Source organism: Paenibacillus sp. NPDC056933 (genome assembly GCF_042674385.1).
GTDB lineage: Bacteria > Bacillota > Bacilli > Paenibacillales > Paenibacillaceae > Paenibacillus.
Map to the genome: position 1 here is coordinate 110,944 of NZ_JBHUQN010000004.1, position 14,888 is coordinate 125,831.

At 49.1% G+C, this 14,888-nt stretch carries 13 protein-coding genes; 7 read left to right on the forward strand and 6 right to left on the reverse strand.

The features are described 5' to 3' along the window. Positions 1–133 precede the first annotated feature (133 nt). A complete protein-coding gene (locus tag ACFTRD_RS24610; protein WP_379384633.1) occupies positions 134–790 on the reverse strand; it encodes a response regulator in 657 nt (218 codons plus the stop codon). Between the two features lies 1 nt (position 791). Further along, positions 792–1,622, reverse strand: coding sequence for a sensor histidine kinase (locus ACFTRD_RS24615; RefSeq protein WP_379384635.1), 831 nt, complete (start codon positions 1,620–1,622; stop codon positions 792–794). 301 nt (positions 1,623–1,923) lie between these two features. Here ACFTRD_RS24615 and ACFTRD_RS24620 point away from each other — a divergent pair, with 301 nt between their 5' ends. Beyond that, on the forward strand, positions 1,924–2,091 hold the full coding sequence (locus tag ACFTRD_RS24620) for a hypothetical protein (RefSeq protein ID WP_192262622.1): 168 nt from the start codon (positions 1,924–1,926) through the stop codon (positions 2,089–2,091). Positions 2,092–2,224: 133 nt separating this feature from the next. Here the strand turns inward: ACFTRD_RS24620 and ACFTRD_RS24625 are convergent, their stop codons facing one another. The 3 genes from ACFTRD_RS24625 to ACFTRD_RS24635 form a co-directional block, all read right to left on the reverse strand. Continuing rightward, complete coding sequence (locus ACFTRD_RS24625; RefSeq protein ID WP_192262624.1) at positions 2,225–4,057, reverse strand: bifunctional diguanylate cyclase/phosphohydrolase; 1,833 nt, start codon at positions 4,055–4,057, stop codon at positions 2,225–2,227. Positions 4,058–4,353: 296 nt separating this feature from the next. After that, entirely contained in the window at positions 4,354–4,944 is a 591-nt protein-coding gene (locus tag ACFTRD_RS24630; protein WP_062322478.1) for a DUF5317 domain-containing protein, read from the reverse strand. A 238-nt stretch (positions 4,945–5,182) separates the two neighbouring features. Then, positions 5,183–6,625: a hypothetical protein gene (locus ACFTRD_RS24635; protein ID WP_379384639.1), complete on the reverse strand. Its 1,443-nt coding sequence runs from the start codon at positions 6,623–6,625 to the stop codon at positions 5,183–5,185. A gap of 277 nt (positions 6,626–6,902) precedes the next feature. Between ACFTRD_RS24635 and ACFTRD_RS24640 the strand changes: the two genes are divergently transcribed. The 6 genes from ACFTRD_RS24640 (at position 6,903) to ACFTRD_RS24665 (ending at position 13,331) form a co-directional block, all read left to right on the forward strand. Next, positions 6,903–7,952, forward strand: a complete 1,050-nt coding sequence (locus ACFTRD_RS24640) for a BMP family lipoprotein (protein WP_379384641.1) — start codon at positions 6,903–6,905, stop codon at positions 7,950–7,952. 338 nt (positions 7,953–8,290) lie between these two features. Continuing rightward, a complete protein-coding gene (locus tag ACFTRD_RS24645) occupies positions 8,291–9,790 on the forward strand; it encodes an ABC transporter ATP-binding protein (protein ID WP_379384643.1) in 1,500 nt (499 codons plus the stop codon). Continuing rightward, a complete protein-coding gene (locus tag ACFTRD_RS24650; protein ID WP_192262633.1) occupies positions 9,787–10,854 on the forward strand; it encodes an ABC transporter permease in 1,068 nt (355 codons plus the stop codon). Before ACFTRD_RS24645 ends, ACFTRD_RS24650 begins: the two co-directional genes overlap by 4 nt. After that, entirely contained in the window at positions 10,838–11,761 is a 924-nt protein-coding gene (locus ACFTRD_RS24655) for an ABC transporter permease (RefSeq protein ID WP_379384645.1), read from the forward strand. The genes ACFTRD_RS24650 and ACFTRD_RS24655 overlap by 17 nt, the downstream gene beginning before the upstream one ends. 47 nt (positions 11,762–11,808) lie before the next feature. Continuing rightward, positions 11,809–12,480, forward strand: a complete 672-nt coding sequence (locus tag ACFTRD_RS24660; protein ID WP_379384647.1) for a sulfite oxidase-like oxidoreductase — start codon at positions 11,809–11,811, stop codon at positions 12,478–12,480. A 59-nt stretch (positions 12,481–12,539) separates the two neighbouring features. After that, positions 12,540–13,331, forward strand: coding sequence for a nucleoside phosphorylase (locus ACFTRD_RS24665; protein ID WP_379384649.1), 792 nt, complete (start codon positions 12,540–12,542; stop codon positions 13,329–13,331). A 466-nt stretch (positions 13,332–13,797) separates the two neighbouring features. Here the strand turns inward: ACFTRD_RS24665 and ACFTRD_RS24670 are convergent, their stop codons facing one another. Continuing rightward, positions 13,798–14,685, reverse strand: a complete 888-nt coding sequence (locus ACFTRD_RS24670; RefSeq protein ID WP_379384651.1) for a LysR family transcriptional regulator — start codon at positions 14,683–14,685, stop codon at positions 13,798–13,800. Between the last annotated feature and the right edge of the window lie 203 nt (positions 14,686–14,888).

Consider the following 14,888-nt stretch of genomic DNA (forward strand, 5'->3'; position numbering starts at 1 on the left):
TGTAAGTCATTCTTTGTTAATCACGCACAATCTATACCATTATAACTTTGTCCAAAATCATGGCGTATGACTACATTGGGCTATAAAAAAACGAAATGATCCATAGAATTGTGGCAAAAGCATGAATGCTCTCCTATTTACGAAGCTTTCGACCCGCCAGTCCGCTTTCCAGTGCATAGCGGGTCAATTGCACGCGATTTTCGAGCTGGAGTTTCTGCAAAATATTTTTCAGGTGATTCTTCACGGTTTGGTCCGAAATGCCAAGCTGGTCCGCAATCTCGCGATTTGTGTATCCGGCAGAAACCCATTGCAGGATTTCCAGTTCACGCGCGGTTAGAGGGTTGTCCGGTACATCTTCGCTGCGCGGCGCAGGAAACTCCTGCAGAATACGGTAGGCGAGTTCTTTGCTCAAGGGTGCATCATCGCTGACGATAGCGCGAAGGTATTCAAGCCAGGTGGAGGGAGCCAGGTTTTTGAGCAGATATCCTTGAGCCCCTTGCTTTAGTGCTTCGAACAGGTATGTAACATCATCCGATACCGTAACCATAACGATGATAACATACGGAAAGCGCAGTTTGATCTGACGGGTGGCTTCCAGCCCATCCATATCCGGCATCTGCACGTCCATCAGAATAAGATCGGGCATCCATTGCCCGGTAAGCTCCAAGGCCTCCAGTCCACTCGAAGCGGTACCAATGACTTCAAACAGGCTGTCCTCGGATAAAATACTGCAGATCGCTTCACGCGCATGCGCGTGATCGTCGACGACCAATACTCGTACAAGTTTCATATTAAGCAAGCCCCTTTCCAATGGTCATTTGTGTGTAACCAGGCCTTGAATCGAGGGCGAATGACCAACCCATCTGAACAGCACGCTCCTTTGTTATTCGCAGGCCGTACCGATCCTTGAGGTGAAGTGGATCTCCACTCACACCAACACCGTTATCCCGGATTCGTACCGACCAGGCAAAAGGAGTACCGTCTGCAATCACCTGAATATCTGTAGCCCGGGCATGTTTGCGCACATTGAGCAGTGCTTCCCGAACACAAGCGAGCAGTTCCACCTGTTCCTTAGCTGAGAAGAAGGTGCTGTCCAGATTCCATTCCAGACGCGCCGAAGGAACCGTCTCTTCTATAAGCAGTTCCACCTGTGACAGCAAGGATGCTTCTTCCGTTACTGCGGCTTGTCCAGGGACGTAGCGGAGTTGGGCGATGGCCTGCCGTACATAGGCGTTAACCTCATGTACGGTTTTGCGTATTTCATGGATATCATTCTCATGACCGCTGCCGGCCAAACTGCGCTCGGCCTTATCTGTTTTTACCGACAGAAGAAAAAGAGACTGGGAGATGCCGTCGTGAAGCTCACGGGCCAGTTGGTCCCGCGCTTCGAGCGCCGCTTTGGATGCTCGCTCCTGTTCCAGAGCAGCCCGGGCACTTTCCAGCATATTGAATAGACGGCTCAGCAAGGTGACGCTTATGAGATAAAGGATAATGGGAGTAAGCCAGTTTCCCACATCCATGGAAAGGTAGGGCATCAGGAATTGGTGACGGATGTATTCCCAGAGACCAACCGTGAATGTGGGGACTAGCAGAATCATCCATTTAATCTGTTTGTATGACATGAATACAGAACTCCTTTGATATAAGATCCACTTTTATGTATCCGTTTCAAGGGATGGCACCATTATAACGCATGCTTGCCCCAGGCCCTAGTCTGTCTTTCTCGGAGGAACCTGAGGTGGATAAGGGAGTATTTAGAAGGATATCTAAGAACAACAGGGGGTGAAATTATGTCACGCAGGATGAGGCTTGGTGAGCACAGATGAGCGAAGCTGTATCCATTTTCCCTAATGGAGAAGGTCCTCTATACTTAATAAAGAACGTGAATTCATTACAAAACATGTTAAGGAGTGACGCAACAACATGAGTCAAGAAGTATTGGAACGCCGCAGTGAATTGCTCAAAAAGAACATTCATCAGATGCTTGTTCAAGACAATCAGCACGGAATCAGTCGCCAAGACAACATGTTTTTGCAGCAGATGATCAAAGAGCTGCATCAGACCTCACATGAACTGAATACCAATCGATAACGTAGAATCTGCACGAGAATGATACAGTCTGGTGTACGATTCATTCCATGATGAACATGAAAATGGCGCTATCCCCGATCAGACCGGGGGTAGCGCTTTTGGCTTTACCAAGTGTTATCAGGGGGCATGACGGCTACACCATTTGCTGCTGTACGGTCCGTTTCTGAATATACCGGATGAACAGCTCGGCAAGCTCGGGATCGAACTGTGAACCGGAACACATCTGGAGTTCCTTGATCGCTTCACCCATATTTTTCGTTTCCTGATACGGTCGCTCCGTCGTCATCGCGTCAAAGGAGTCAATTACCGTGAGCATACGGCACAATCGGGGAATCTCACAGCCCTTTAGACCATAAGGGTAGCCAGCCCCGTCATAACGTTCATGATGCAATTCAATATAGGGAATCAGATCGGCGAAGCGTTCGTTGGTCATGGCCATTTTTTTGCCCCAAGTGACATGGCCCTTAATCGTTTCCCACTCTTCCGCAGTAAGCTTCTCTTTCTTATTGAGGATGGACCACGGAATCTCGAGCTTTCCGATATCATGAATCAGAGCACCCAGCACGAAATTACGCTTTTCCACATTGTCGAGCTCCAGCAACTCACTTAAATCAAGCGCATATTTATATACACGTTTGGAATGCTTGAATGTATCCATATCCTTATATCGAAACAGGTTGAGCTGCTGCTCGATATCCCGTACATCCTGAACCAGATCGATCTCATGCTCCATACCGTCATTGCTGCCGTGGCGATGAACATTGTTTTTCCCCTGTTTCTTGGCATAATACAGCGCCTTATCTGCCTGATCCACGAGTTGGGACTTGTTATACATATCGACCTCGTAACGCGCCACACCTGCGGAGAACGAAAGACAACCGTGCGGAAAGACTTCAACTCCTTCAAAAGGTGTATCGTTCAGCTGCTTGCGCAGCTTGTTCATGAACGCATAGGCTTGGTCCAGATCCATTCCCGGCATGAGTAGGGTAAATTCTTCTCCGCCATAACGAAAAGCGGTGACGTTCGAGCCATCGGTTTTCCGATTGAGAAAATCCCCAAGAAGGGCGAGCAGACTGTCACCCTGCAGGTGACCGAAGCGGTCATTATACTTTTTGAAATCATCAATATCGATGAGCCCCAGTGAAAGCGGGGTTCCCTGGGAACGAGCGATAGCGAGCTCACTCTCCAGCATGTTTTCGAAATGACTGTGGTTGAACAGACCTGTGCGTTGATCGGTATTCGCCTTTTCCTCGATACTCTGATACATGACGAACAGCTGTTTGAACGCGTGGGATAGCAGGATGCTGAGACTCAAATAGAGGAGCAGGCCAAGCACGCCATTATGCACGACAAGAATGGTCAGAACAAGCGCCAAAATCAGTGTACATAAATAGACAAGCAGCGACTCGGTGACGAACACACGCTTCATCTGCTGTAATGCATCCTTCGTTGAGAAGTGAAAGAACATACCGAGGGTAATCGTATTAATAATGAAATACGCGGCGAGTGCAGCAAAATAAGGCAACAGGTTGTATCCGTCGAGTGCTCCCGGTATACCGCCAGTCCATGTGAACACCGAAGCAGCTCCGGCAATCATGAGGCTGTAAATGCTGAAGTTGACGATGTGTTTCCACCAGGCCAGCTTGCGATCCTTGATTAACAGAATGAGGGAAACAGGCAGCAGAACAGACAGACTGAACGCACCGCCGAACATGAAGATACAGGCGAGGTATACGGATGAGTCCATGGATTGCTGATTTCCCTTGGGCGGAATCTGAAATGTGAAATAATCCAAAATCAGCGCAGCCCCGAGCATCGTGTAGACCATTACCCATTCGTCAGTGGATAGGCGGAAATAAGACCACTTGTTCAAATACAAAAAAATTCCGATGCCTGCGCAGCTGAGCAAGACAACATACATGCTGCTACGATCTGCTTTATGGATCAGGTTACGAATAAAGTTCATAAAAATTCTCCTGCTTGGTTTAGTCTGCTCTTGATGTGTATATATCGATTTGTCCTATATTGATGTATACCATAACAAGTTACCTCCCAAAAATCCAGAAAGAAAAAACAGGCCGCTGGCAGCCTGTTTGTCTTGGATGGCGAGTTTATGTACTAGCCTCCCAGTTTGTAACCAGAAGTCAATGCAACAACGACAGAAGCTACGATGATCGCGTTGATGACAATGCGAGAATACTTAATGCCTTCGAATTTTTTCATGGAATAGACCTCCCTTCCTTGGAGTCTGTCCTACTCACTTCAGGCCTGATGGGTTTCAGTGGCTTGTACAGCCTTGCTGCTTCGATTCACCATCATGTACTGGATAAACAGGAATATGCCAACGTTCATGACAACATCACCAATGCTGATGACCTGAGTACGCGGGTACGGGTTGGACAGCGGGATAATATCGCCAAGAAAGGACAGACGAGTCGAGGCATCCATCATAAAATGCTTCGAGATTGCGCCACCTTCCCGCAACATATCTACATAATAAGGGCCTAGCACGGCCGAGGCTTCAATGGAAACCGGCATGCGTCCGCCATTCACTGCCATGACGATAAAATTGAGAAGTACCCCAATCCAAATCAGCATGAATCCCTGGTAATGCCTGTTCAACCATAGAAACGCGAGGCCGGTGATATACACAGCGGCAAACAGATAACCGTTAATGGATGCGACCCACGCCAACTTCTCCTGTAGGAAAAAGATGCCGAATTGGGCCAGTAACAACAACGGGAAAATCCAGCCGCCTCGCAGCTTGAGTGCTGCGAACTGGTGGAGCCCATACCGGAATCCTCCCCGGAAGAGTCCAACGATTAAACCAAGCAGAATACCATCGTATACCATCAGTAACTCCTGTTCGTGCGGATATGTGTAATGTCATTGCGTGTTTATGTACCTATGTTATTCGACCTTTTACTGGTAAATCCTGCAACGAAATCATTTTTCAGCAAAAGAAATTTGCGGAAAAACAAATAAAAAACCGTTTTTACGAACCAAGGGGTCGAAACCCTTGTAAAGTTCAGTAAAGACGGCTTTTTATTGAGTCAAAGAATGTTGATTATTGCAAGGTGTTGCGTGTTATCTATTCGGATTCTCCATTCAGATAGTTGAAAAATGGCTGATCCACCCAGAAGGTGTAGCTGGAGATATTGGCTTCAGGAGCCAGCTTGCGGAAGCCCTCCTGAATGGCTTTGGCATTCTCTTTCAGGGAGAAGGATTGCGCATAATAGTTGCCAAGCGTAATTTTGGTATTGGCGATCACAGGGTAACCTGCAATTGCGGTTGGCGAGTAGTACAGCGGCTGCCACCAGGAAGCGTAGATCAGGGCAGATGTGTCATCACTGTTCTTTTTGGCATATTTCGAAATGATGTCATTGAAACGGGCTTTGTCCGCTGCATTGTTAAACTCGAATTGAATATCATATTCCTTGGCGTAGGCAATATAGTTGCCGTTCTCAATCTGTGTCACCTTGTAATCCGGTGTTTCCTTGGGCTCGCCCCATTCTTTCAAATAGATGAAGGCCGATGTCTTCGGCTGGAACTGTACGTCCGCATCAATGCCCTCGCTGCGCAGCAAACCAATCAGTTGAACCGCATGTTTGATATCGTCATGTCCATAGGACAGTGTCAGTTCATCAATAAAGTTGGAATTGTAGCGGTTATCCTTCAGGTTATATCCTGTGACGAGATTGTCTCGCAGAGCCTGATCCACAATCTGTTTCAATTCTGGAGCTTCAATAAGATCAGCTGTACGGTATGCATCATATAGCTTGGAATAGATGTCGGCATCACCGGAGCGTCCAATCTCATGTTTATATTTACCCTGACTGGTCAGTACTCGTCCAAGCAAGATGTTGGCAAAGTCGGAACTTGCTTCGCCGCCCTTGCGGAGAGCGGGGTACAGGCTTTCCGGGATCAGACCGGTATCAATGGCAGCGGCCAGTTCCTGGGCAGCTTGTCCCTGAACACGGTTCGGGCTAATGCCGAGTTTTGCAAGTGCCTCCGCTGTTTTGGCTTCAGGATATGTATAGGCAAGCTCTTTGAATCCGGCTGCTTTGACTGCGATGAAGACAGCAGCATAAGTGCTCAGTTTGTCGTTGGCACGTACTTCCGTGCCTGATAGGATACCGTTGTTATATAAGGAAACGGCAGCATCATAAGTGGAATCATCCGAGGTCAGGTCGGTAAAGGTCGGCACCTTGGTTTCACCGTTAGTTGTCTCATCTGTATCAGCCGCTTGATCTGCTTGTATAAGGGCAGCAATTGCCTGTATAAAGGCGCCCTTGGTCAACTGCTGGGGCAAGTGCACATTATACTTGGCCTGCAAAAATTGAGCGTAATCGGCAGCGCTTTCGGTATAAGAAACCGATGGAGCCTGAGATGCCGGGCCGGGGGCAGTATGAGAGGAAGCTTGTCCTACTGGCGTGGCATTTGCTGCTGAAGCAGAAGCGGGCAAGCCAAAGCTGCTGAACGTAACCGGAGCGGCTAGTAGTGCTGACAGGGTGATCTTGGTGATCTTTTTCAAATGAATAGCCTCCTTAAAATGGGTTGGAAAATAATGAAGATCGGGTTATAATTCTGACAAATCCTATCTGAATATAATAATTGGATTGACTTTAGCACGGAGAAGCACTGGATGTCAACGGGAAAAAGCCTGATATAAAGCCTCTTCCAGCACTTCGGAATATTCAAAACAGCAATTATATTTAATTTGAGTGTAAACGCTCAAAGATTTATTGACAAGGATCGACAGTATCCGCTAGGATTATAAAAAAAGAATTGTGAAAAGGGGAATTTTCAAAATGAAAAGAGGTTTATCGTTCGTCTTATCGATCATGATGTTGGCTATTTTATTGGCGGCTTGTGGAACTTCGGCTCCTAAAGACGAACAATCGGCCCAAGGTAACGATTCTGCCCAAGGCAGCAATTCGGAGAAATCACTGCGCATGGCGCTTGTCCTTCCTGAAAAAATCGGGGTTAACCCGTTCTTTGTACAAATGGATGAAGGTTTCAAAAAAGCAGGTGAAGAGTTCAAGGTGGATACCAAAACGATTGAATCCACAGACCCGGCTGCATTTGAGCAAAATCTGCGTGCTGCAGTTGCCGAGAACTACGATCTGATTATTACAGCAACATTCCAGGCAGAAGATGCTTTGAAAAAGGTTGCCGCGGAGAATCCGGACAAGTCCTTTGCCATTGTGGATACCACCGTTGATCTGCCGAATGTTCGAAGCGTTGGTTTCCGTGAATATGAAGGGGCGTATTTGCTTGGTGCAGCTGCAGGATTGTCTACGAAAACGGACAAAGTCGGCATGATCGCTGCGATGGACGTTCCATTGATCAAGAAATACACCGAAGGTTTCAGAGCCGGTCTGGAATCGGTAAATCCAAAAGCGGAATTCCTTGTAAACTATGTTGGCGGATTTAACGACGTAGCCAAAGCAAAAGAATTGGCGCTGGTGCAATTTGGGAAAGGTGCTGACTTCATCGCTGGTGCATCTGCTGTAGGCGATCTGGGCGTGTTCGAAGCCGCGAAGGAAAAAGGCTTCTATACTTCCGGACAGGACACGGACCGTACCGTTGAAGATCCGGAACATATCGTATTGTCTCAATTGAAGTCGACCGACACGGTTGCGTATCAGACTGTGAAGGATTTTGTAGAAGGAAACTTCAAAGCGGGCGCTGTAAACTACGGTCTGAAAGAAGATGGCGTTGGCCTGACTTATGTTACACGTGATAGCGAATCTCCGTTGAATGCTTTTGTTGGACAAGAAGTAATCGACAAGGTTAAAGCGATCAAGGACGACATCGTATCCGGCAAAATCGTTGTGAAAGATCCATTGCAACAGTAATATTGTTTGTTCCATAAGTAAGTGATGGAGTTGATCAGCCGGCTGCCCGACCAGGCAGCCGGTTTTGCTGCTATTACAATGAACTATATATGTTCAACTAAACATGTACACGAGAACGTAGAGGACAGAAAAAAACTGGAGAAGCGAAGCAAAAGCTTTCTGAAAGAAAGCTGCATCGGAAGCATATGCTTCGCCTTTATCCCAGGATTTCCCCTTTGGAGAAAAAAATTAAAAAATCTGGGGATAACAGCGATCGGAAGGTTGTTCTGTCATCGTAGTGGCTAGTGTAAATAAGCTTTAGTAGAGCGTATATAGGCCGAGAGGAGAGAACGCGAGATATGCTGTTGGAGATGGAACAGATTACGAAGAAATACGGCGGCTTCACCGCTAATCGGGACATCCGTTTTAATTTGCGAGAAGGAGAGATTCATGCCCTCGTAGGGGAGAACGGAGCTGGTAAAACAACCCTGATGCGCATGTTGTATGGAATGGAGCAACCGACATCAGGCACAATCAAAGTTCGTGGACGCGAGGTAAGCTTCGCTACCCCGTCTCAGGCCATGGCAAGCGGTATCGGCATGGTACATCAGCATTTCATGCTGTTTCCTTCCTTTACGGTTGCCGAGAATATCGTGATTGGCCGTGAACCGTCTGCCGCAGGTGTATTTGACCGCAAGCAGGCTGCGGCCCAGGTAAATGAGCTCGGCAGAACGTATGGCATGCCGGTAGATCCGTGGAAAAAAGTATTTGAATGCCCGCTCGGCATGCAGCAGCGTGTTGAAATTTTGAAAGTGCTGCATCAGGGCGCGGATATCATTATATTGGATGAACCGTCAGCAGTATTGACGCCGTTGGAAGTGAAAGAACTGCTTGCGAATATGAAATCCCTTGCCAAGCTCGGCAAAACCTTTGTATTGATCACGCACAAGCTGCAGGAAGTCATGGATGTGGCAGATCGGATCACGGTTCTCCGTGATGGTCAGGTGACAGGTACGCTGGAAGCGAAAGACACGAATGTAGAGGAACTGTCCCGCCTGATGGTTGGGCGTGAGCTGGTTCGCATGGACAAGCAGCCATCCGTTCCGGGAGAAGCTGTGCTTCAGGTGGAAGCGGTAAATCTGTCAGGGGCAGAGGACCGTTCTGCACTTCAGAATATCCATATGGAAGTTCGAAAAGGCGAGGTCGTTGGAATTGCGGGTATTTCCGGAAACGGTCAGTCGGAACTGATCCAGATCATTGCGGGACTGCGCAAGGCAGACAGCGGTCGTGTCCTGCTGTCAGGGCAGGATACAACCAATTGGCCTGTGCGGCGCATTCGGGAGCATGGGCTTGCCCATATCCCGGAAGACCGTTATATGTGGGGGGCCGCGAAGGATGCGAGCGTTCGTGAAAATGGACTGATGGGCCATCATCACCGGCTTCAATCACGCGGGATCATTAAAGCAAAAGCAGCACGGACCATGGTGGAGAACTGGATCAAGCAGTTCAGCATCAAGACGGGTTCCGCCGAAACGAAGGCACAATTCCTTTCCGGAGGAAACTTGCAGAAGCTGATTGCCGCGCGTGAATTTGCCCAGGATACGCCGTTTCTGATTGCGGCTGAACCAACAAGGGGCGTAGACATCGGAGCGATGGAGACCATCCACGCCGAATTGCTTCGCAAACGGAATGAGGGTGCGGGTATTTTACTCGTTTCCTCCGAGTTGTCCGAGATTTTGCAATTATCGGATCGGATCATTGTCATGTATGAAGGCGGAATCGCTGGTGAATTGAAGGCAGATGAAGCCACAGAAGAACAGATCAGCTTGTTGATGGCAGGAGGGAAAGAGCGGATATGAATCGGGTAAAAGAATCACTTCGCGGACTCGTCCAGCCGCTGCTTGCCGTATTCATCGGTTTGCTGGCAGGTGCTGTAGCCATTCTGGTCGTTGGCGGGTCCGTGGTGGACACGTATGCGGAGATGTGGAAAGGGGCCTTCGGCAACTTTTACTTCTTCACCAATACATTGGCACGTTCCACGCCAATTATTCTCGCGGGACTGGGCGTAGCACTTGCGTTCCGCGCAGGATTTTTCAACATGGGTGCCGAAGGACAGATGGTTCTCGGTGGACTTAGTGCAGCGCTGACTGCGCTCTACCTGCCAGGTCCTGGCTGGTTTGTCTGTATTGCAGCCATTGTGGCAGGGATCATTGCCGGAGGAGTCTGGTCGCTGTTTGCAGGATGGCTGGATGCCCGCTTTGGCATGAATCTGTTAATCACTACGCTGCTGCTCAATTATATTGCGATATATTTTGGAGGATACATGGTATCCTATCCGTTTAAAGACCGCACCGGATCGGCGGCTATGGCCCAGACGCCCATGATTGATCAGAGTGTCTGGCTGCCGAAGCTGTTCCAGGGCATGGGGCTGCATGCCGGATTCATCATTGCGATCGTAGCGGCAATTCTCATCTACTGGTTCACACACAAGACGGTAACCGGTTATGAGATTCGTATGCTGGGCAGTAATCCTTCATTTGCAACGTATGGGGGCGTGCGCCGTATCCGCATGATGATGCTGTCCATGATCATCAGTGGTGGGCTTGCCGGTCTTGCGGGTGCAGGGGAAGTACTGGGTACACAGTACCGTTTCCTAGACGGCTCGTTGTCATCCGCAAGTTATGCATGGAGCGGCATTATGGCGACTTTGCTTGCCCGCTCTCATCCGCTGGGAACAGCTGTGGCGGCAATCCTGCTTGCAGCATTGCAGACAGGTGCCATGGGGATGGAACGGAATACGGATGTGCCGCTGGAAGTCGGCAGTGTCATCCAAGCGGTATTGACGTTATTTGTATCGGCTCAGATCGGATATTCATTCCTGAAGCGGAGAAAGGAGAAAAAGTCCAATGCAACAACTGTTTGATGCAGCCATGTTTGGCTCTACTCTGCGGATTATGACGCCGATTCTGCTTGCAGCGCTCGGTGGGGCTTTGTGCTCCCGTGTCGGTCTGTTCAACGTGGGTCTGGAAGGACTCGTTCTGATCGGCGCTTTCTCCGCTATTGTCGGTAACTATCTGTTTGGTAATGTACTCCTGGCCGTTATTTTCTCGATTGTGATCGTTATGTCGTTCTCTGCACTGTTTGCCTTTATTAGTATTAATCTGAAGGCCAACGCCATTGTGGTCGGGATCTCGCTTAATTTTCTGGCGACAGGACTGACGACGTTTGCGCTGCGGGCTATTTTTGATGTAAAAGGTGCTTATTATGACAAGGATATGGTGGGACTCCCCAAATGGGACATTCCTCTTATTAAGGACATTCCGTGGGTAGGCGATGTGATCTCAGGGCATAGCCCGCTGGTGTATCTCGGAATTATTATCGTAATTGCCTTGCAGTTTTATCTGTTCAAAAGTGTCTCCGGTTTCCGTCTTCGTTCGGTTGGCGAGAATCCGGTAGCGGCACAGAGTATCGGCATCAAGGTGCGCGGTATCCAATATGGTGCAGTACTGATGTGCGGCGTATTGTGCGCCCTGGCGGGTGCACAGTTATCACTCGGTCAGGTTACGATGTTTACCGAAGGCATGACCGCAGGTCGCGGGTTTATCGCATTGGTAGCAACGATGTTAGGTCAAGCGAATCCGCTTGGCGTTATGGGGTCCAGTGTGCTGTTCGGATTCATGGAAGCACTCAGTATTCGATTGCAGGGCTTCACTCTGCCAACGCACTTTACCATGATGCTGCCGTATATTGTGACACTGGTGGCCATGTTCTTCTTCAAGGATCGCACCTATGCACAAGATGCACTCAAAGCGGGCGGAAGTTCGCGTTAATTCCTGAATGTTATGCTGGAGGCATATAAAGAAGGAGGAATCCACACATGCATAATAAGGCTGAACGTCTGAAAAAAACGAAAAGCCCTGCACCCAAAGCGGGTGCTGAGCACGGGGATCGGCTGCCGCCAGGGCAGGTGCTGACGGAGAAATTTCCGATTCTGCATGAAGGTGAAGTGCCGGAATATGATCTCTCCACCTGGGATCTGAAAGTATTCGGCGAGGTAGAAGAGGAAAAGGTGTTCTCCTTTGCTGAGCTTCAGGCCATGCCGCAGGTAAATACGGTCAGTGATATCCACTGCGTCACCCGCTGGTCCAAGTTCGACACGCCGTGGGAAGGCATACGGTTCTCGGATTTCATTAAGATTCTGGGCGTCAAACCGGAGGCCAAATATGTCATGATCCACGCGGATCATGATTATGAGACAAATGTTCCACTCGAAGAATTAATGCATGACGACGTATTGCTTGCTTTTAAATATAACGGTGAGCCGCTTACACCGAAGCACGGTTATCCGTTGCGCTTGGTTGTTCCGCAACTCTACTTCTGGAAGAGCGCGAAGTGGATACGGGGTCTGGAGTTTATGACAGAAGACCGTAACGGATTCTGGGAAGTCAATGGCTTCCATCATTTTGCCGATCCGTTCAAGGAACAACGCTTCTCGGGTGAAGATCTGCCGATTCCGGAAGACGAATGGACGAAGAAGGAGTTTGATTAGAAGAGCTTGAGTATAGGATTTTTGAGTAAATGAAGTTTGATTAAAAGGAGTGGATGGACATGTTGCTGCCCATTTTGCAAATTCATTCAGAAGACATGCCCGCTTATGCCATCGTCTGCGGTGACCCGGCACGGGCAGAGAGGATTTCCCGCAAGCTGGATGGGGCGAAGGAACTCGCATTTAGCCGCGAATATCGTACCTTTGTAGGGGAATTCGAAGGTGTTCAAATGGCTGTGGTCAGTCATGGCGTAGGTTCACCCGGAGCGGCGGTCTGCTTTGAGGAACTGATCCGGGCAGGGGTGACAACCTTGATTCGTGTAGGTACAGCGGGCTCGTATACCGCGGATTACCCAGCGGGCAGTGTAATCGTCAGCACGGCCGCTGTACGTACGGACGGGCTGACACGTCAGCTGGTACCGGATGGTTTCCCTGCGGTAGCGGACATTGGCGTCACAAGTGCATTAATCGCCGCAGCCCGAGGGCTGGATACCAGAGCAAGCAACAAAGCAGCCATTGATGAGGCGGGGATGCCAGCCTTGGGCGGGGGCAAAGTCGGCGCGGGGATAACCGTGACGTTGGACGCCTTCTTCGCCGGGGTGGAGGATATTCCGCATCGCAAATACAAGCAGGCAGGCGCGCTTGCCGCCGAGATGGAGATTGCGGCGCTCTACATCGTCAGCACGTTGCGCGGTGCACGTGCGGGAGCAATTGTTGCCATCGACGGCTTTGCGGACAGCGATCTGGCAGCCGAGTATGATCCGCATACGGAAGCGGTAGCCCAGGCGGTGGAGCACGAGATTGAAGCGGCGCTGCGTGCGCTGGCTGCAATCGCTCGTCAGGATCAGGCGTAAAGCTGAGATCATCAGGGAATTTTATGGTGCTGCTGCTGATAAAAAGCAAAACACGTAAATGATGTCATCTGAGGTGGACCATACTAGAGGGCGTCCCATAAGGTCATGAATATGACCTTGGGGGCGCCCTTTTGATTTGGGTATAGGGAGCGACTGGCGCTGCATGTGTGACTGTAGCGATCGTGATTGTAACTGTAACTGTAACTGTAACTATCACTGCAACTATAGCCTTAAAATCGTCACCGTCACCGTCATACCCTCACAATGACCGAAGCCGCAATTTTTTAACGAATTCAGCAGGTCTTATGATGGGGGTTTTCGCAGATTTGGGGAGCAGACGAATCGTAGACACGTTATTTCGCGTTTCCGAACCTTATCTCATAACTTTCTATCCGTAATAACATGTCTGGAGTTCGCAAGAATATTCAATCTACGTTATTTACCACAATAAGGTGCAATCGATTCGTTAGCGTTGTCCAAACAATTGCTGCGCCGTCTCAATAAATAACCGGGATGCAGGGGAAGCTTCGACAAGGGAAGGAACGGCGATCTCGATATTTCGATAGGCTTTCGGCTCTGTCGGGAGTGCTTTGACACCTGGAGGCAGCCAGGATAGAGAGATGGCAGGCAGCATGGCGGTTCCGAGTCCCTGCTCAATCATGCTTAGACACGTGTTTACGTTATACACCACAAATCCATAATGTAATTCCGCGTCTGCTCGATTGAACAGGTCAACAATCGGTACTTCGTAACCGCCTTTGCATATGATCATGGGGTGCTTGTCCAGCATTTGTACAGGCAGTACCTCCTGATTCGCAAACGGTTCATCGTCCCGAAACACAGCCAGCATCTCTTCGTTATACAGAGGTAACGTTTCATAAGCTGTATCTACGGGCTCTTTGTCTGTTGCAATAATGAGAGCCACATCAATGGCCCGTGAGCTTAGCCACTCCTGAATTTCAAGGATGTTCCCCTCGTGCAGCTCAAACTGAATCTGAGGGTAGCGGTCACGAATGGAGCGGATAATTTTCGGCAGCAGATGGGCAGATGACATGGGGAATGAACCAATGCGAATCGTACCGATCTCCAACCCTTTTTCGGCGGCAACGACCTGCTGTACCTTATCAAATTGCTGTAAAATTCGGCGGAAAATGACCAAAATTCGCTGTCCCACATCGGTAAGCACGATGCCGTTTCTGCGATCTCGTATGATTAGAGTGACATCCAGTTCATTCTCCAGCGAAGAGATGGCTCGACTGACTGCGGGCTGTGTCATATTCAGTTCCTGGCCAGCACGGGTGAAACTTCCCGTCTCTGCAATTTTCACGAATAACTGTAACTGTGAGTTGTTCATAACAAATATGGTATGCTCCTTATGATTAACATGCATTTCAATTATTTCGATCACTATTGTATCATGGAGAAACGGAACGATCAACGGGCTTATATCGTCTGGTCTGGGTCGGATTCCAAATGATTTGCAGGCACAGAAAGAGCGCAGGATAAAGAGTACGATTGATTAAACTGGCCTGTAAATGTGTGCCGGATAGGAGAATG

Bases quoted from the DNA above. Each gene is read 5' to 3' on its own strand.
- ACFTRD_RS24610 (WP_379384633.1), bottom strand. From the start codon at position 790: ATGAAACTTGTACGAGTATTGGTCGTCGACGATCACGCGCATGCGCGT.
- ACFTRD_RS24615 (WP_379384635.1), bottom strand. From the start codon at position 1,622: ATGTCATACAAACAGATTAAATGGATGATTCTGCTAGTCCCCACATTC.
- ACFTRD_RS24620 (WP_192262622.1), top strand. From the start codon at position 1,924: ATGAGTCAAGAAGTATTGGAACGCCGCAGTGAATTGCTCAAAAAGAAC.
- ACFTRD_RS24625 (WP_192262624.1), bottom strand. From the start codon at position 4,057: ATGAACTTTATTCGTAACCTGATCCATAAAGCAGATCGTAGCAGCATG.
- ACFTRD_RS24630 (WP_062322478.1), bottom strand. From the start codon at position 4,944: ATGGTATACGATGGTATTCTGCTTGGTTTAATCGTTGGACTCTTCCGG.
- ACFTRD_RS24640 (WP_379384641.1), top strand. From the start codon at position 6,903: ATGAAAAGAGGTTTATCGTTCGTCTTATCGATCATGATGTTGGCTATT.
- ACFTRD_RS24645 (WP_379384643.1), top strand. From the start codon at position 8,291: ATGCTGTTGGAGATGGAACAGATTACGAAGAAATACGGCGGCTTCACC.
- ACFTRD_RS24650 (WP_192262633.1), top strand. From the start codon at position 9,787: ATGAATCGGGTAAAAGAATCACTTCGCGGACTCGTCCAGCCGCTGCTT.
- ACFTRD_RS24655 (WP_379384645.1), top strand. From the start codon at position 10,838: ATGCAACAACTGTTTGATGCAGCCATGTTTGGCTCTACTCTGCGGATT.
- ACFTRD_RS24660 (WP_379384647.1), top strand. From the start codon at position 11,809: ATGCATAATAAGGCTGAACGTCTGAAAAAAACGAAAAGCCCTGCACCC.
- ACFTRD_RS24665 (WP_379384649.1), top strand. From the start codon at position 12,540: ATGTTGCTGCCCATTTTGCAAATTCATTCAGAAGACATGCCCGCTTAT.
- ACFTRD_RS24670 (WP_379384651.1), bottom strand. From the start codon at position 14,685: ATGAACAACTCACAGTTACAGTTATTCGTGAAAATTGCAGAGACGGGA.